Genomic DNA, 14,362 nt, shown 5'->3' with positions numbered 1-14,362 from the left:
GGCGACCGGGGCGGTGACCTCCCCCGACGACTCCGGGGAGACAGCTGTCACGTCCGGTACGCGTCAGTCACGTCCTCTAGCTGGACGACGCCCTCGGGCACGCGGTACGCGACGACGACCTCCCGGTCGGCGTCGGGCGAGTCGACCGTCTTGTCGACGGCGTACCCCACGTAGGTGCAGTCGTCGCGGGTGAACTCCACGACCGAGTAGCCCCAGTTGTGACCGTCGAAGAATTCGATGTGGGGGTTCATCAGCGGCACCAGCCACGACAGCAACGGTTCCGAGATGCGTTTACGCCGTCCCCGAGTGAGGTGGAGCGCCTCGGCGACGTTCAGCGACGTGATCGCGGGCGTCATGAACTCGACGCCGATCCGGTCGCCCTGCGCGACCCCCTCGCCGCCCGTCACCCGCCCGGGGTAGGAGGTCTGCTGGTAGGCGGCGACGTAGCTGTGCATGTCGCCCGTGAGCGTGACGAAGTTCTCCACGCCGGCCTCGGCGACCGCCTCGGTGATCCGCATGCGCTCGCGGGTGTAGCCGTCCCAGCCCCCCTGTACCGGGTAGAGCGAGAGAGGACCGGACCCGATCCTGAGCGGGACCGTCAGTACCTCGTCGGCCCAGACGGTCCACGTTGCCGTCGAGTTCGTGATCGTGTCGACGAGCCACTCGCGCTGGTCCGCGCCGAGCATGGTCCGGCCGGGCGGTTCGTACTGTGGGCCGACGTTGTCGACGGTCGGGATGGCCTCGCGGGGTGGATCGCGAAACAGCCGTTCGTCGGTCATGATCAGCGTGACGAGGTCGCCGAACGCGAAGTCGCGCCAGAGCCGAAAGCGGTCCTGGAGGGACTCACCGTTCGGATCGTACTCAACGCGGGCGGGCATGAACTCCCACCACGCGTGCATCGCGTCGGCGATCAGTTCGGTCATGAACTGCGGGTCGTCCCCCCGCGGATGGTCGCCCGCGGGGGCGTCGGTCAGCCGGTCCCAGTAGACGTCGTTGACCATCTCGTGGTCGTCCCAGCCGGCGACGAGCGTGTGCGACTCCAGCGCCTCCTGGAGGAAGCGGTCGCTCCGGTACAGTCGGTACAGATACCGGTAGTCGTCGAGGTTCCACACCCGGTCGCGACCGCTCGGCAACGACTTCTCGCGGCCGGGGTAGTCGTACGAGCCGAGCCCCTTGAAGTCGCCCGCGTCGGACTCGTAGACGAAGTCGCCGACGTGGACGAGAAAGTCCACGTCCGCCTCGGCGACGTAGTGGTAGGCGGGGTAGTAGCCGTTGAGGTAGTTCTGACACGCGAGCAGCGCGATCCGGAGCGAGTCGGGCGACGAGTCGGGTGCCGGAAGCGTCCGGCACCGGCCGATTCGGGAGGCGACACCACGGTAGACGAACCGGTACCAGTACTCGCCGTCGGGGTCGAGTCGACCGTCGAGGTCGATCTTGATCGTGTAGTCGTGGGCACGGATGCGGTCGGTGTCGGTGACGACACCCTCGAAACAGACGTGATCCATCGCCTCGTCGTGGGCGACCTGCACCCCGAGCGGCTCGCCGTCGCGGAACGCGTCGGGCGCGATTCGCGTCCAGAGGATGACCCCCTCGGGGGTGGGCCCGCCGCTGGCGACCGACTGGGGGAACACGTCGGCGGCGTCCGTCCCGGCGTCACGTTCGACGGCGGGATCGGGTTCGACTCTGAAGACGGCGTCGTCGCTCGGGGCTTCGGGGTCGGTCGCCACCGCGAGGTCGTGCGAGTCGAGTTCCGAGAGGAGTTCCGAGTGGTCGTTCGGCCCGCGTGCCGGCTCGTCACGCCCGTCGACACCGTCGTCGGCTACCATCGACGCCCGTTCGGGTCGGCGGGACTTCGACGTTACGGCCTCGTCGCGCAGGCGTGGGCTCGCCGACCGCCGATCGCCGATCGGGTCAGCGGACGCTCCGGACGATCGAGAAGAGGTCGTCGCGGAAGCGTCCCGGGTCGACGACGCCACCGAATCCGTCGTCGCTGTCGAGCACCCGCGTCGGGTACGCACCGCCGGCGACGAAGTAGTCGCCGTCGTCGCCGGGCCAGACGGCCACCCAGCCGTCGACGGCCAGCCGCGTCCCCGCGACCACGCACGACGCGTCGTAGCCGACGAGCGTCGCCTCCGCATCGCCGACCCGGAACCGGCGGCTCTCGCGCTCTGTGACGTCGGCCATCCCACGGTCCGCCAGCCGGTCGGCGAACCCCGCCTTCGCCCGCGACGTGACGAGTTTCGTGAGCGGCTTCGAGGGCTTCGTCGACGGACGCAGCCGCAGTCGGCTGGCGAAGACGAACCGGCGGAAGCCGCCGCCGGTCTCGGTCTCGACCTGCTCGCGGAGCCGTTCGTCGTCGTAGACGGCCGTGGTGGCCGTGACGGTCACTTTGCTGACGGAGAACACCCGCTCGGTCGTCGTCTCCCGTTCGACCCAGCCGTCCGGCACGTCGACCGAGGGCGCGGGCGGGTCGGCGTCGTTCCCGCTCATGCGGTGCCTCGCACGAGATCGACGAGGTCGTTCCTGAACCGGTTCGGGTCGGTCGCTGGCGCGTCGTCGAGGACGCTCGCGAGCGACTGGTCGGGGTACCACCCACCGGCGAGCCGGAACGTCCCGTCGTGGGTCCACACGCCGAGCAGTCCCGCGACCGGGACGCTGACAGGGTCGCCGTCGTCGAGGTCGAGCCGGAACCGACCGCGGTAGCGCGTCACCGAGACGCGGTCGCCCGTCTCCGTCCGCATCCGTTCGGACCGAGCGCGCTCGACGTCGTCGACGCCGCGGTCGCGGAGGTCGGCGACGAAGGCGCGGCGCGACTCGGAGCGGACCGAGCCGTACACCGACGCGGTCCCCGTGAGCGGCGGGAGGGGTGGCTCGAATCCGAGCCGGGTCGCGAAGAAGAACCGCCAGTGGTGGTCGACGCCCGTCGCCTCGCGCACCCGGTCGCGGAGGTCGGCGTCGTCGTACACCAGCGTATGTGCCAGCACTCGCATCGTCGGGAGCTCGAACCGGACGTCCTGACGCTCCTCGACGAGAGCCCAGCCCCGCTCGTCGAGCGGCGGGACCGACGGAGCGGGGGGGCGGGCCATCTCAGTGGTCGTCCTCTCGCCACTTCTGCCCGCACTCGGTACAGGTGAAAAACCGCGTCTCGCTCTCGTCGGCCGATCGGATCTGTTTCATCTCGTACCGGGCGCGGTCGTTGTCGCAGTCGGGGTTCGGACACTGGACCGTCGTGGTCGGTCCGATCTCCGCGTCGTCGACGTCGGACATGTCGACGGCACTGCTCTGTTCCTGTCCCTGTGTCGTCGTCATGGTCGCCTCCGACGCCTCGTTCCGCAGCTTCTCGTGACCGTTCGGACAGACCCATCTGTCGCCGTCGGTCTTCATCATCTTGCCGCACTCGTCACAGAACTCCATGGTAGAGGAACCAATCGGCTGGGACACTTAAGCCCCCCGAAGTGGGGAGTCGTCGTCCACCGACGAGACGAGCGCGTCGTACAGTTCGTTCGGGCCGGTGAACGAGTCGCGGTCCAGTTCCGAGACGACGACGCCGAGGTTCGTCTCGCCGTCGGCGGCGTCGACCGTCACGTCGGCCAGCGCCGCCGCCGCGTCCGCGCGCATCACGGGGTACTCCAACCGCTCACAGTGTGCCTTCACCTCCCCGGTACGGAGTGAGTCGTCCATATGGCCTCGTTCAGTCGCCAGCGACTTGGCTCTGTGGGCGTGTCGTCGGCGTCGGTGAATCGGGTGAGCGACGACCCGCTCGGAGGTCGAATCGGACAGGAAGAGGAGGTTCGAACGTGGGATCGAACGACGTCGCGGAACGAACCGCCCCGCTCACGCGACCCGATCGACGCCCGTGACCTCGATCCGGGCCCCGCCGTCGTCGCCGTCGGTCGCGGCCACGTCCCAGCCGTGTGACGCGGCGACCGACTCGACGATTACGAGGCCGAACCCGGTCCCCTCCTCTCGCGTCGAGTACCCCCGCTCGAACAGCCGCTCGCGGTCGTCACCGGGGAATCCGAGACCGTCGTCTGCGACGTAGAACCCGTCGGCGAGGTCGCCGACAGTGATGGTGACGGCGTCACCGCCGTGTTCGACTGCGTTCCGGAACAGGTTCTCGAGCAGCTGCTGAAGCCGCTGTCGGTCGGCACGGACGGCGGACGTGGACTCGACGACCAGTTCGGCGCCGTGACCCTGGACGCTCCGCCAGCTCGTCTCGGCGATCTCGCCGAGGTCGACCGATACGGGCTCGATCGTCGGGTCGGTCTCCCGTGCCAGCGTCAGCAGGTCCTGTATCAACGTCTGCATCCGATCGTGCGCCCGCTCGACGTGGCCGAGGTGGTCGCTGTCGCAGTCCTCGCGCGCCAGTTCGAGTCGTCCCTCGGCCACGCCGAGCGGGTTGCGGAGGTCGTGGGAGACGATGCTGACGAACGCGTCCAGCCGGTCGTTCGCCCGCTCCAGCGCCCGTTCGCGCCGGTTACGCTCCGTCACCTCCCGTCCCACGGCGACGACACCCTCGAAGTCGCCGTCGACGATCAGCCGGGTGAGCCGGTAGTCGACGATGGCGTGTCCGTGACCGGGGAACTCGGTCTCGTGCTCGCCTCTGAACTCCTCGATCACGCCGTCGACGAGCCGCTGGAAGGGGTCGGGTTCGTCGGTGGCCTCCGTCCGAAGCCGTTCGACGAGGGTGCTCGGCTCCCCCGCCAGCGCCTCCTTCGTCGTGCCGTAGAACTCCGCCAGGTACTCGTTGACGAACACGAACCGGCCGTCGGCGTCGTAGATACAGGCCGCGTCCTGCATCGCGTCGACCATGCTCTGATATCGGCGGAGCTCCCGCTCGCGTTCCTTGCGCGAGGTGATCTCCTGCGAGGTCCCTTCGAGGAACGTCCCGTCGTCGGACTCCGACAGCACCAGCGTCGTCGACACCCAGATTCGGTCGCCGTCGAGAGTGACGAGTTCGAACTCCTCGTCCGAGACCCTCCCGTCCCGTTCGACCCGCTCGACGAGTCGATCCCGGGCGTCGGGGTCGGCGTAGAACCGCCCGGCGTCGTGTCGTTTCAGGTCGGATTCCGACTCGGCACCGAGAAGCGACACGAACGCGGGGTTCACGTCGACGAACCGTCCGTCGAGCGTGCTCCGGAACACGCCGACCGGCAGCCGCTCGATCAGCCGGCGGTCGCGCTCGAACGCCCACCGCTCCTCGTCTCCGGTCATCTCGTCGATCGGGCCAGGACGGGCGCGGGGGAGTGCGAGTCGCCCCTTCTGTGGCGGTCCATCGCACTGTCCGGCGAGAGCCGTCGGCCCGTGTGGCGCGGCCGGCAGTCCGTGGCCGTTCTCTCCGTCGGCGTCCGGCCACTTCCGGTCGGCACCGGTTCTTCAGCGCCTGCCGAGGTGCCTCGGTTCGCCTGCGCGATGCCCGGTGCGTCACTCGTCATCGAGCTAAGTCGGTCGTCGTGAGTGAAAAGTGTACGTGACGCACTATCGGATCGGGTGTGAACAGTGTACGTGGCGTCCTCGCTCCGGCGACGCCCGCGACCGTCTTCAGGCGTCGCCGTCGGACTGCCCCGGTTCGCCGACGGCCTCGATCGGCAGGACGGTCTGGAGTTCGACGAAGAGGTCTTCGGCCGAGGTGAACGACGAGGCGTGTGTCTGTTCGATGAGCGCCCCGAGGTTCGTCTGCCCGTCGGCCATCAGGAGCGTCGAATCGTCGAACCGTTCGGCGGCGGTCTCGCGGTCGAGGGGGTAGTCGAGCGTCTCGAACTGTTCGACGAGTGTATTGAGCTTGAGTTCGGATTCCACACACATTATTAATCGTGATAGTATTTAGCCTCGCCGGTCGTGTCAGAGAAACACACGCCGGTGAGTGACGCGAGTGAGCCGACAGGCGAGCGGGCGACGAGAACGGGGTGACGACGGCGGGTTCGGCCACGAGCGAAACCCGAACCCTCTTTCGTTCGGGCCCGTATCGGGGAGTAGATGGTCCTCGGAACCGACCGCCGCGTCCTCACGCTCGGGATCGCCCGCATGGCCGACGCGCTCGGGAACTCGTTTCTCATCGTCGTCCTCCCGCTGTTCATCGCCAGCGGTCGGGTGTCGCTCGCCGGCATCGCCGGCGTCCGTCTCGGGGTCGGCCCCGTCTCGTTCCTGGTCACGGAGTCGCTCCTCATCGGGGTGGTGCTCTCGCTGTTCGGTTTCCTGAACTCCTTCTCCCAGCCGTTCACGGGGCGGCTCTCGGACCGGACGGGACGTCGCCGCGTCTACATCCTCTTCGGCCTGGGCCTGCTGGCGGTTGCCAGCGCGGCCTACCTCGTCGTCACCTCGTACTGGCTGGTGCTCGTGCTACGCGCGCTGCAGGGCCTCGCCGCGGGCTTTACCATCCCCTCGACCGTCGCGCTGGTGAACGAACTCGCCACCAGCGACGACCGCGGCGGCAACTTCGGCGTCTTCAACACGCTGCGGCTGATCGGCTTCGGCTTCGGCCCCATCGTCGCCGGCGTGGTCATCGAGACCGTCAGCGTCGACGCCGCGTTCGCCGTCGCCGTCGTGGGCGCGCTCGTCTCGTTCCTGCTCGTAGTGATCCTCGTCGAGGACCCCGAGCGGACCGAGGCGTCGGCGGCCGACGACCTCTCGGTCGCCGTCCGGGGCGAGGGGTCGTTCCTGGACCCGGTGTTCGCGCTCGGCATCGGCACGTTCTGTATGGCCATCGGCATCGCGCTGTTCGCCACCCTCGAAGGCCAGGTCAACGAGCGGCTCTCGCAGGGGACGTTCCTCTTCGGCGTCCAGTTCGGTGCCGTCGTCATCGCCAACGTGGTGTTTCAGATACCCGTGGGGCGCGCCTCCGACCGCGTCGGTCGCCGGCCGTTCCTCCTCGCGGGCTTTCTCCTCCTGATCCCGTCGGTGGCCGCACAGGGGTTCGTCACCGACTCGCTACTCATGGTGGTCGCGCGGTTCGTCCAGGGGGCCGCGGTCGCGATGGTGTTCGCCCCGTCGCTCGCGCTCGCGGGCGACCTCGCGGGCGAGGGCGAGTCGGGGACGACCCTGTCGGTGCTGACGATGGCGTTCGGCCTCGGCGTCGCGTTCGGTCCGCTGCTGTCGGGCTTCCTCGAACGGTTCGGCTTCGCCGTCCCGTTCGTCTTCGGTGCCGTGCTGGCCGTGCTGGCGTTCGTGATCACCTACAGCCAGGTCGACGAGACCGTCACCGACGCGCGTGGGCTGAGGCGTCCCATCCCGCAGGACGACTGACTGGCGTCGACGCCGCTCTCGTCGTCGCGGCTCCGCCGTGGAGTCTCGTCGCCGACCTACTCGAAGTCGGGGTCGCGCTTCTCGACGAACGCCGCCATCCCCTCGCGCTGGTCGTGCGTCCCGAACAGCCCGGACCAGGCGCGGCGCTCGAAGTCCAGTCCGACGTCGCGCGGGGCCTCGTGGTACTTGTTCAGCGCCTCCTTGGCCGTGCGGAGCGCGAACGTCGGCTTCGCGGCGAGTTCGTCGGCCATCTCCGCGACGTGGCTCTCCAGCTGATCGTGGGCGACCACCTCGCCGACGAGGCCGTGCTCGTAGGCGTCTCCCGCGTCGATCCGGTCGCCGAAGAAGATCAGCCGGCGGGCGACCTCGTCGCCGACGAGCGCCGGGAGCCGCTGCGTCCCGCCCCACCCGGGGACGATGCCGAGGTCGATCTCGGTCTGGCCCAGAACGGCACGCTCCGACGCCACTCGGAGGTCACAGGCGAGCGCCATCTCGCAGCCGCCGCCGAAGGCGTAGCCGTTGACCGCGGCGATCGTGACGCCGGGGAACGTCTCGAGGCTGCGGCAGATGTCGTGTCCCTGCGTGGCGTACGCCTCGGCCTCCTCGGTGGAGAGCGACTGCATGTACTCGATGTCCGCACCCGCGATGAACGCCTTGTCGCCCGCACCCGTGAGCACGAGCACCTGGACGTCCGCGTCCTCGGCGGCGGCGATCGCCTCCTCCAGCGCGTCCATCGTCTCCGTGTTGAGGGCGTTGAGGCTGTCGGGGCGGTCGATCGTGAGGGTCGCGACGTCGTCGTCGATGTCGAGCGAGACGGTCTCCCAGTCCGTGTCCATGGGCGGTGCCACGTGGTCGCGCGGTATAACCGTTGGCTCACCGGCCGTCTGTACTCTCACGGGCGGTCGAGAGAGCACGGGGCTCACGATCCATCACGGGTCGTGTCGGCAGTCGAACAGATTCCACCGAAACACGCCACAGTACGATCACCCTCGCCCTGAGAGAGCCACCGACAGAAACAACCCCCGGTCGTCGGCCACCACAGAACAGAAGGTCCATGTACGAAGCCACTCCACACACCGACAGATGACGCTCTCCGAGGAGGCCACCGAGCGACTGGCGGACATCGTTCGCCTCCAGCCCACGAAGAACAAGGAACTTCAGGAACGGTGGGACCTCGACAGCGGGAGCGAGGTACACCAGTACCTCGAGAACGAACTCAAGGAGTACTACTACCGCGACGACAACAGTCTCATCCGGGCGACGACGGAGGCCGCGGAACTCGTCGGCGTCGACCCCGGCGTCGAGTCCGAGGAAGAAGGCGAGATCCCTTCGGTCATCCGCGTGCCCGAACTCGAGGCACGGGTGTTCGAGACCGTCGCTGGTCCGGACGAGCGGTCGATGAGCGTCGTGAGCGTCCTCCACGCGCTCCGCGAGACCACGTCACTGGATCCGACCGTCGACGCCGTCCGTCGGGCGCTCCAGAGCCTGCGACGTAAGGGCGTGGTCGAGGTCGAGTACCGGACGGTTCCGACGTTCCGGCGGACGGTCGCCGTCGACGCGGTCACCGTCGAAGCCGTCGACGACGAGGACCCGACCGACGAGAGGGTCGCCGACGGCGAGACGGCCGGCGACTGAGGAGCCACGACTCGCGGCTGATGACCGACGACCGACGACCCACGGTTCGCTCGAGCCGCTCACGGCGAACGGCCGGCGACTCACGACTCCCGCCGCCGCTCCCGTGACCGGACGCGATCACGTCGCCGGTCGAGCAGGAACCGGACTCCCTTCCCCGGACCGCCTTCGATCGGCCACCCACGGGTTCGCCAGCCCGGCGGCTCCGGCTCGAACGCCGGACACGACCCCGAACACTCCACGCCGGTCTGACACCGCGCTTTCGCCGCGCAGTACGGGACGAACGCCTCGCCCACCTCGGCGAGTTCGAAGTGGCGGCAGTCGGGGCGCATCGTGTCGACGTACGACCGCCAGCCGCGGCCGTACGCGCGCTCGGCGATGACCCGTCTGCGCGCGTCGTCGGTCGTCGACAGCGCCGCGGGGTGCCAGAGGACGTCCGCCTCCCCTGCGTGTGGGTCGACGGCGAGGATGCCGGCCTCGACGGGGAACGCCTCCAGCAGAGCTGGCGGCACGGCGTCTCCCGTGGCACGGGTGGCGACCCACACCTCGTCGAGGAGGCCGCAGTCGACGTCGTACGCGATCTGATCGGCGAGCGCGCGGGCGGCGCTGGCGTCGAGATCCGGCTTGTTCTCGATGGCGACCACCCTCGAAATCCAGTCGGGGTACGGGGCGATCCGGCGGAGTTCGATCCGGTTGCCACGGCGGCGCGTCTCGACGGCGTCGCGGGCGGCCGCGCGGTGGACTGCCTCTCTGACGTAGCGCCACGGATACCCCGGGTCGGGGAGCGCGTCGCGGTACCACGCCCACTCAGCGGGTGCGTGCCGGACGACGTGCAACAGGTCCGAGTCGAGTTCGTCTGGACCGAACCGCTCGCGCGCGGCGAACCCCGCGGGATCGGCCTCGACGATCAGCGTGTCCCAGCGACGGTCACGGGTGCCGACCTGTCGGGCGACTACTGTAGCAGTAGCTCGCGCCTCGCCGGGCGGCCACGTTCGTTCGGCCCACCGGCAGGTGATCAGCTCGAACGTGAACTCCGTGTCGACGGATCCGGCTGTCCGCGTCACGCGCGCCCTACGCGAGGTACGTCCGCCCCTCCTCGGTCCCCTCGGCGAGTTCGTCGAGGTATTCGTGGGCGCGCTCGAGGATCTCGCGCGGGCCGTCCTGCGTGATGGTGTTGATCGCCTGTTCGTAGTCGCGCCACTGCAGGTCGCGGTGTTCGCGCGACAGTTCCGCGCTGGCCTCGAACGACCGGGCGATGAACAGGTGGACCGTCTTGTAGATGGTCGTCCCGTTCGCCTCGAACACGTAGCTGTAGTCCTCGCGGAAGCCGTCGATGAGGCGGAAATCCTCGACCCCGGCTTCCTCTCTGACTTCTCTGATCGCCGTCTGCTGGAGCTCCTCGTCGCCTTCGACCCCGCCTTTGGGGAACTCCCAGTCCCCCGGTCGGCTCTTCAGGAGCAAGTACTCCCTGTGGCCACGGGTGTCGCGGAAGAGGATCGCTCCAGCGCTGACCGCTTCCACTGCCATTACCTCTGATAACCATACCAACGTTTAAGAGGGTGTCGGAGGGGTCGGCTCGCGCTCCCGTCACACGCGGTGTCGCGGCCGGAGAAACCAGGCCGTTGTCAACCACTTTTAATACTGGTGCTGTCATTTCTGCGGCCGCAATGCATCCGCCATCCCTCGTACTCCAGCAGGGCATCCCGACGAGTCTCGGCGAGGCCGTCGCCCGGTACGGTGACGCGCTCGTCTCCTTCGCCGTGACCGTCGTGATCTTCGTCGTCTCGTTCGTGATCATCTACTACGTCGCCCGGTCGGTGCTCGTTCGGCTCGTCAGGCGGTCGCTGGGCGCGCGGGACTTCTCGCCCGCGGTCGTCAGTCTCGGATCGAGTATCGCAGGCGGGATCGCGCTGGCCGGCGCGTTCGCGCTCGCAGCGACCGTCGCCGGCTTCGGGGTGATCCTGGCGGCGTTCGCGACCCTGGCCGGTGCGCTCGCGCTGGCGGTCGGATTCGCCGCGCAGGACCTCATCGCCAACTTCGTCGCGGGCGTGTTCATCCTCAAGGACAAGCCGTTCGAGATCGGCGACTACATCGAGTGGGGCGGCAACAGCGGCATCGTCCGCGACATCCAGCTCCGCGTGACCAAGCTCGACACGTTCGACAACGAACTCGTCACGGTCCCCAACAGCGACCTCGCGAACTCGGCCGTGACGAACCCGGTCGCGAACGACACGCGCCGCGTCACGTTCGACTTCGGCGTCGACTACGAGGCCGACATCGAGACGGCCCGGACGATCATCCTCGAAGAAGGGTCGGCCATCGAGGGCGTCCTGTCCGACCCGGAGCCCGCCGCACCAGTCACCGCTCTCGGCGACTCCGCCGTCGTGCTCAACGGCCGGCTGTGGATCGATCCGAAGGAGACGAGCGCCGGGGCGGTCAAGTTCGAGTTCATCGAGCGGGTCAAAGAGCGGTTCGACGCCGAGGACATCGGGATGCCCTACCCGCACAGACAGCTGGTGGGCTCGCTCAGCATCGACTCGGCCGAGCCCGTCGCGGCCCCCTCCGACGACTGAACCGACGCACGCATCAGCGCTCACGTATGTCGGCGCGAGCGTCTAGATGTGTTTTTGAACCCGGCACACACAGGTGAGGGTAATGACCTTCGTGACGAAGCTCTCGCTCCAGAGCGGCGATCGTGTCGCCCTGGAGGAGACCGTCTCCGACATCAAGGCGCTCCTCGAACGGAAAGGTGCGGAGTGTCGCGGCCCGTTCAACGACCCGCCGGAACACCTCACCGTTCCGCAGTACCGCCGACTCACGCCGGGTGATCGGTTCTCGTCGTGGCGGTACCCCGTCTACTCGCGACGCCTCGAGATCCACGGCAACGACCACATCGCCCGCCAGGTCGGCCACATGGAGTTCCCCGAGAGCCTCCACGTCGAGATCGAGGTCGAACACCGCAAACCCGCCGGGCACCGTCGATCCTGAGGGACGGCCACACGGGTCGGAGCCGGTCGTTCCGCGTGGCCACTACTTATCACCCACCCCGGCGTCGACTCCCTCGTGAGCAGCACTGACGACCTTCGCGCCCTCCGCCGGGAGCTCCACCGGCACCCGGAGCCGGCCTGGCGCGAGTTCTACACCACCGCACGCATCGTCGACGAACTCGAAACCCGCCCGCTCGACGCCCTCTACGTCGGCCCGGAAGTGCTCGGTGGGGAGCGCAACGTCGTCCCCGACGACGCCGATCTGGACGAGTGGCTGACTCGCGCACGGGAGGCCGGTGCGCGCGAGGACGTCCTCGACCGCCTCTCGGGGGGATACACGGGCGCGCTGGCCGTCCTCGAACGGGGTGACGGGCCGACGGTCGGCCTCCGCGTCGACATCGACGCGCTCCCGATCACCGAGGCCGACACCGACGACCACCAGCCGGCGAGGGACGGGTTCCGCTCGGAGAACGAGGGGTTCATGCACGCCTGCGGACACGACGCCCACACGACGATCGGGATCGGCGTGATCGACGCCATCCTCGACAGCGACTTCCAGGGGACGCTCAAGATCTTCTTCCAGCCCGCCGAGGAGGTCATCGCCGGGGGGGAGCCCGTCGTCGCCGGCGGCCACCTCGACGACGTCGACTACCTGCTGGCGGTACACGTCGGTCTCGATCATCCCTCCGGAGAGGTCGTCGCGGGCATCGACGGCTTCCTCGCCGTGAACCACCTCTCCATCGAGTTCCACGGCGAGTCCTCGCACGCGGGGAACCACCCCGAACAGGGACGGAACGCGAACCTCGCGCTCGCGACGGCGGTGGGGAACCTCCACGCCATCCCCCGGCACGACGACGGCGCGACCCGAGTGAACGCCGGCGTGATCGAGGGCGGGACGGCGTCGAACATCGTCGCCGAGGAGGCCCACCTCGAAGCCGAAGTCAGGGGGGAGACGACCGAACTCATGGAGTACATGACCGACCACGCCGAGCGGATCGTCCGCGCCGCGGGGGAGATGCACGCCTGCGAGGTCGACGTCGAGAGCGTCGCCAGCGCGCCCTCCGCGGCGAGCGATCCGGGGCTAGCCGACGTCGTCGGAGCCGTCGCATCGAATGTCGACGGCGTCGACACCGTCCTCCCGGCCGACGCGCTCGGCGGGAGCGAGGACGCCACGTTCCTCATGAAACACGTCCAGGAACGCGGCGGCAAGGCCGCCTACGTCTGCATCGGCACCGACCACCCCACCGGCCACCACACCCCGCGGTTCGACGTCGACGAGGACTCCATCCGGATCGGGATCGAGACGCTCACGGGGAGTATCGAACGGATCGCGGCCGAGCGCCCGTAGCGCGCTCGCGCCCAGCCGGGACGACGTACCCGGCCGACCGACAGTCAGTACCGTCTGATATACATGAATTCATAATATTTTACGAACATTTATGAGAGTAGTCGGATTATTTTAACAGGAGCAAGCGTGCAAACAGATCTCCGCGACCTCGACGACGAGCAGCTCCGTCGGGCGCTCGACGGCCTCAGAGACGTGTTCGCCGTCTTCGACGAGCGGAACCGACTGATCTACTGGAACGACCACGCACAGAAGCGGTCGGGCTACGAGGCCGAGGAACTGGCCGGGATGCGCCCGGAGCAACTGGTGGCCGAGGAGGATCTCCCGGAGCTCCAGCAGTACCTCAAGCAGGTCCACCTGACGGGCCAGGGCACGGTCGAGGTCCGGCTCGTCGCCAAGGGCGGCGAGGCGGTGCCACACGAACTCTACAGCGACCTCCTGACCGACCGTGACGGCACCATGGTCGGCCGGGTCGTCGTCGGGCGCGACGTGAGCCAGCGGCAGGCGTACCAGCGCCTTCTCGAACTCAAAAACGACCGGCTGGCCGCGTTCGCGCAGTTCGTCTCCCACGACGTCACGAACCCGCTCGCCGTCGCCGGCGGCCGGCTCGAACTCTACCGCGAGACGGGCGACGAGGCCGACTACCGGCAGATCGTGGCGGCACACAGGCGGATCGAGCAGGTCGTCGACGACCTGCTCCGGCTGACGTCGTACGGGACCCGGATCGACGACGCCTCGGCGGTCGATCCCGTCGCGATCGCCGAGGAGGCGTGGCAGACCGTCCGCTCGGACCGCGCCACCCTCCGCGTCGACGAGGTCGGCCACGTCGCAGCCGACCGTGGTCTCCTGCGACAGGCGCTGGAGAACCTCCTCTGCAACGCGGTCCAGCACGGGGGCGAAGGGGTCACCGTACGCGTCGGACCGCTCACCGATGACACGGGCTTTTTCGTCGAGGACGACGGGCCCGGCTTCCCGCCAGAGTGTGAGTCACCCTTCGAGCCCGGAGTGACGACCCAGCCCGGGGGGACCGGGCTCGGGCTGGCGATCGTCGCGGAGGTCGCGGCCGTACACGGCTGGTCAGTCGAGGCGACGACCGCGGCCGCCGGCGGGGCACGGATCGAGTTCCGCGGGGTCGACAGGGCTGTCGGACGGTAGT

The 14,362-nt window shown here is 68.7% G+C and carries 16 protein-coding genes; 6 read left to right on the top strand and 10 right to left on the bottom strand.

All coding sequences use genetic code 11. From position 1 onward, the window contains the following. Positions 1 to 47 precede the first annotated feature (47 nt). The 7 genes from FZP69_RS10460 to FZP69_RS10430 all read right to left on the bottom strand — a co-directional run bounded on the left by FZP69_RS10460 (position 48) and on the right by FZP69_RS10430 (position 5,805). The gene (locus tag FZP69_RS10460) at positions 48 to 1,826 is read right to left on the bottom strand and encodes an alkaline phosphatase D family protein (RefSeq protein ID WP_152041239.1); all 1,779 of its coding nucleotides are present in this window, start codon (positions 1,824 to 1,826) and stop codon (positions 48 to 50) included. 85 nt (positions 1,827 to 1,911) lie between these two features. After that, positions 1,912 to 2,490, bottom strand: coding sequence for a DUF6517 family protein (locus FZP69_RS10455; RefSeq protein ID WP_152041238.1), 579 nt, complete (start codon positions 2,488 to 2,490; stop codon positions 1,912 to 1,914). Continuing rightward, positions 2,487 to 3,086 (bottom strand): hypothetical protein, encoded by a 600-nt coding sequence (locus FZP69_RS10450; protein WP_152041237.1) that lies wholly within the window; start codon positions 3,084 to 3,086, stop codon positions 2,487 to 2,489. Before FZP69_RS10450 ends, FZP69_RS10455 begins: the two co-directional genes overlap by 4 nt. A gap of 1 nt (position 3,087) precedes the next feature. After that, positions 3,088 to 3,414, bottom strand: coding sequence for an RPA12/RPB9/RPC11 RNA polymerase family protein (locus FZP69_RS10445; RefSeq protein ID WP_152041236.1), 327 nt, complete (start codon positions 3,412 to 3,414; stop codon positions 3,088 to 3,090). 27 nt (positions 3,415 to 3,441) lie between these two features. Then, positions 3,442 to 3,681, bottom strand: a complete 240-nt coding sequence (locus FZP69_RS10440) for a DUF5789 family protein (protein WP_152041235.1) — start codon at positions 3,679 to 3,681, stop codon at positions 3,442 to 3,444. Between the two features lie 153 nt (positions 3,682 to 3,834). Continuing rightward, positions 3,835 to 5,214, bottom strand: coding sequence for a PAS domain-containing sensor histidine kinase (locus tag FZP69_RS10435; RefSeq protein ID WP_152041234.1), 1,380 nt, complete (start codon positions 5,212 to 5,214; stop codon positions 3,835 to 3,837). A 327-nt stretch (positions 5,215 to 5,541) separates the two neighbouring features. Continuing rightward, a complete protein-coding gene (locus FZP69_RS10430; RefSeq protein WP_152041233.1) occupies positions 5,542 to 5,805 on the bottom strand; it encodes a DUF5789 family protein in 264 nt (87 codons plus the stop codon). 171 nt (positions 5,806 to 5,976) lie between these two features. On the opposite strand from FZP69_RS10430, the gene FZP69_RS10425 reads away from it, so the two are divergent. Next, positions 5,977 to 7,242, top strand: coding sequence for an MFS transporter (locus tag FZP69_RS10425; RefSeq protein WP_152041232.1), 1,266 nt, complete (start codon positions 5,977 to 5,979; stop codon positions 7,240 to 7,242). Positions 7,243 to 7,298: 56 nt separating this feature from the next. Here the strand turns inward: FZP69_RS10425 and FZP69_RS10420 are convergent, their stop codons facing one another. Beyond that, positions 7,299 to 8,078, bottom strand: coding sequence for an enoyl-CoA hydratase/isomerase family protein (locus FZP69_RS10420; protein ID WP_152041231.1), 780 nt, complete (start codon positions 8,076 to 8,078; stop codon positions 7,299 to 7,301). Between the two features lie 247 nt (positions 8,079 to 8,325). Here FZP69_RS10420 and FZP69_RS10415 point away from each other — a divergent pair, with 247 nt between their 5' ends. Then, on the top strand, positions 8,326 to 8,877 hold the full coding sequence (locus tag FZP69_RS10415) for a DUF5797 family protein (RefSeq protein WP_152041230.1): 552 nt from the start codon (positions 8,326 to 8,328) through the stop codon (positions 8,875 to 8,877). An 80-nt stretch (positions 8,878 to 8,957) separates the two neighbouring features. Here FZP69_RS10415 and FZP69_RS10410 read toward each other — a convergent pair whose 3' ends face one another. After that, on the bottom strand, positions 8,958 to 9,938 hold the full coding sequence (locus tag FZP69_RS10410; RefSeq protein WP_152041229.1) for a DUF5787 family protein: 981 nt from the start codon (positions 9,936 to 9,938) through the stop codon (positions 8,958 to 8,960). 7 nt (positions 9,939 to 9,945) lie between these two features. Then, entirely contained in the window at positions 9,946 to 10,401 is a 456-nt protein-coding gene (locus FZP69_RS10405; protein WP_152041228.1) for a bis(5'-nucleosyl)-tetraphosphatase, read from the bottom strand. Positions 10,402 to 10,541: 140 nt separating this feature from the next. Between FZP69_RS10405 and FZP69_RS10400 the strand changes: the two genes are divergently transcribed. The 4 genes from FZP69_RS10400 to FZP69_RS10385 all read left to right on the top strand — a co-directional run bounded on the left by FZP69_RS10400 (position 10,542) and on the right by FZP69_RS10385 (position 14,361). Beyond that, entirely contained in the window at positions 10,542 to 11,447 is a 906-nt protein-coding gene (locus FZP69_RS10400) for a mechanosensitive ion channel family protein (protein WP_152041227.1), read from the top strand. 82 nt (positions 11,448 to 11,529) lie between these two features. Further along, on the top strand, positions 11,530 to 11,862 hold the full coding sequence (locus FZP69_RS10395; RefSeq protein ID WP_152041226.1) for an uS10/mL48 family ribosomal protein: 333 nt from the start codon (positions 11,530 to 11,532) through the stop codon (positions 11,860 to 11,862). Positions 11,863 to 11,937: 75 nt separating this feature from the next. After that, positions 11,938 to 13,209 (top strand): amidohydrolase, encoded by a 1,272-nt coding sequence (locus tag FZP69_RS10390; RefSeq protein ID WP_152041225.1) that lies wholly within the window; start codon positions 11,938 to 11,940, stop codon positions 13,207 to 13,209. A gap of 126 nt (positions 13,210 to 13,335) precedes the next feature. Beyond that, positions 13,336 to 14,361: a PAS domain S-box protein gene (locus tag FZP69_RS10385; RefSeq protein ID WP_152041224.1), complete on the top strand. Its 1,026-nt coding sequence runs from the start codon at positions 13,336 to 13,338 to the stop codon at positions 14,359 to 14,361. The last annotated feature ends 1 nt before the right edge of the window (position 14,362 follow it).

Origin of the sequence: Salinigranum salinum, from assembly GCF_009176545.1 — an archaeon.
Lineage (GTDB): Archaea > Halobacteriota > Halobacteria > Halobacteriales > Haloferacaceae > Salinigranum > Salinigranum salinum.
This window is presented reverse-complemented; position numbering and strand designations above follow the sequence as displayed.

Bases quoted from the DNA above. Each gene is read 5' to 3' on its own strand.
- FZP69_RS10460 (WP_152041239.1), bottom strand. From the start codon at position 1,826: ATGGTAGCCGACGACGGTGTCGACGGGCGTGACGAGCCGGCACGCGGG.
- FZP69_RS10455 (WP_152041238.1), bottom strand. From the start codon at position 2,490: ATGAGCGGGAACGACGCCGACCCGCCCGCGCCCTCGGTCGACGTGCCG.
- FZP69_RS10450 (WP_152041237.1), bottom strand. From the start codon at position 3,086: ATGGCCCGCCCCCCCGCTCCGTCGGTCCCGCCGCTCGACGAGCGGGGC.
- FZP69_RS10445 (WP_152041236.1), bottom strand. From the start codon at position 3,414: ATGGAGTTCTGTGACGAGTGCGGCAAGATGATGAAGACCGACGGCGAC.
- FZP69_RS10440 (WP_152041235.1), bottom strand. From the start codon at position 3,681: ATGGACGACTCACTCCGTACCGGGGAGGTGAAGGCACACTGTGAGCGG.
- FZP69_RS10435 (WP_152041234.1), bottom strand. From the start codon at position 5,214: ATGACCGGAGACGAGGAGCGGTGGGCGTTCGAGCGCGACCGCCGGCTG.
- FZP69_RS10430 (WP_152041233.1), bottom strand. From the start codon at position 5,805: ATGTGTGTGGAATCCGAACTCAAGCTCAATACACTCGTCGAACAGTTC.
- FZP69_RS10425 (WP_152041232.1), top strand. From the start codon at position 5,977: ATGGTCCTCGGAACCGACCGCCGCGTCCTCACGCTCGGGATCGCCCGC.
- FZP69_RS10420 (WP_152041231.1), bottom strand. From the start codon at position 8,078: ATGGACACGGACTGGGAGACCGTCTCGCTCGACATCGACGACGACGTC.
- FZP69_RS10415 (WP_152041230.1), top strand. From the start codon at position 8,326: ATGACGCTCTCCGAGGAGGCCACCGAGCGACTGGCGGACATCGTTCGC.
- FZP69_RS10405 (WP_152041228.1), bottom strand. From the start codon at position 10,401: ATGGCAGTGGAAGCGGTCAGCGCTGGAGCGATCCTCTTCCGCGACACC.
- FZP69_RS10400 (WP_152041227.1), top strand. From the start codon at position 10,542: ATGCATCCGCCATCCCTCGTACTCCAGCAGGGCATCCCGACGAGTCTC.
- FZP69_RS10395 (WP_152041226.1), top strand. From the start codon at position 11,530: ATGACCTTCGTGACGAAGCTCTCGCTCCAGAGCGGCGATCGTGTCGCC.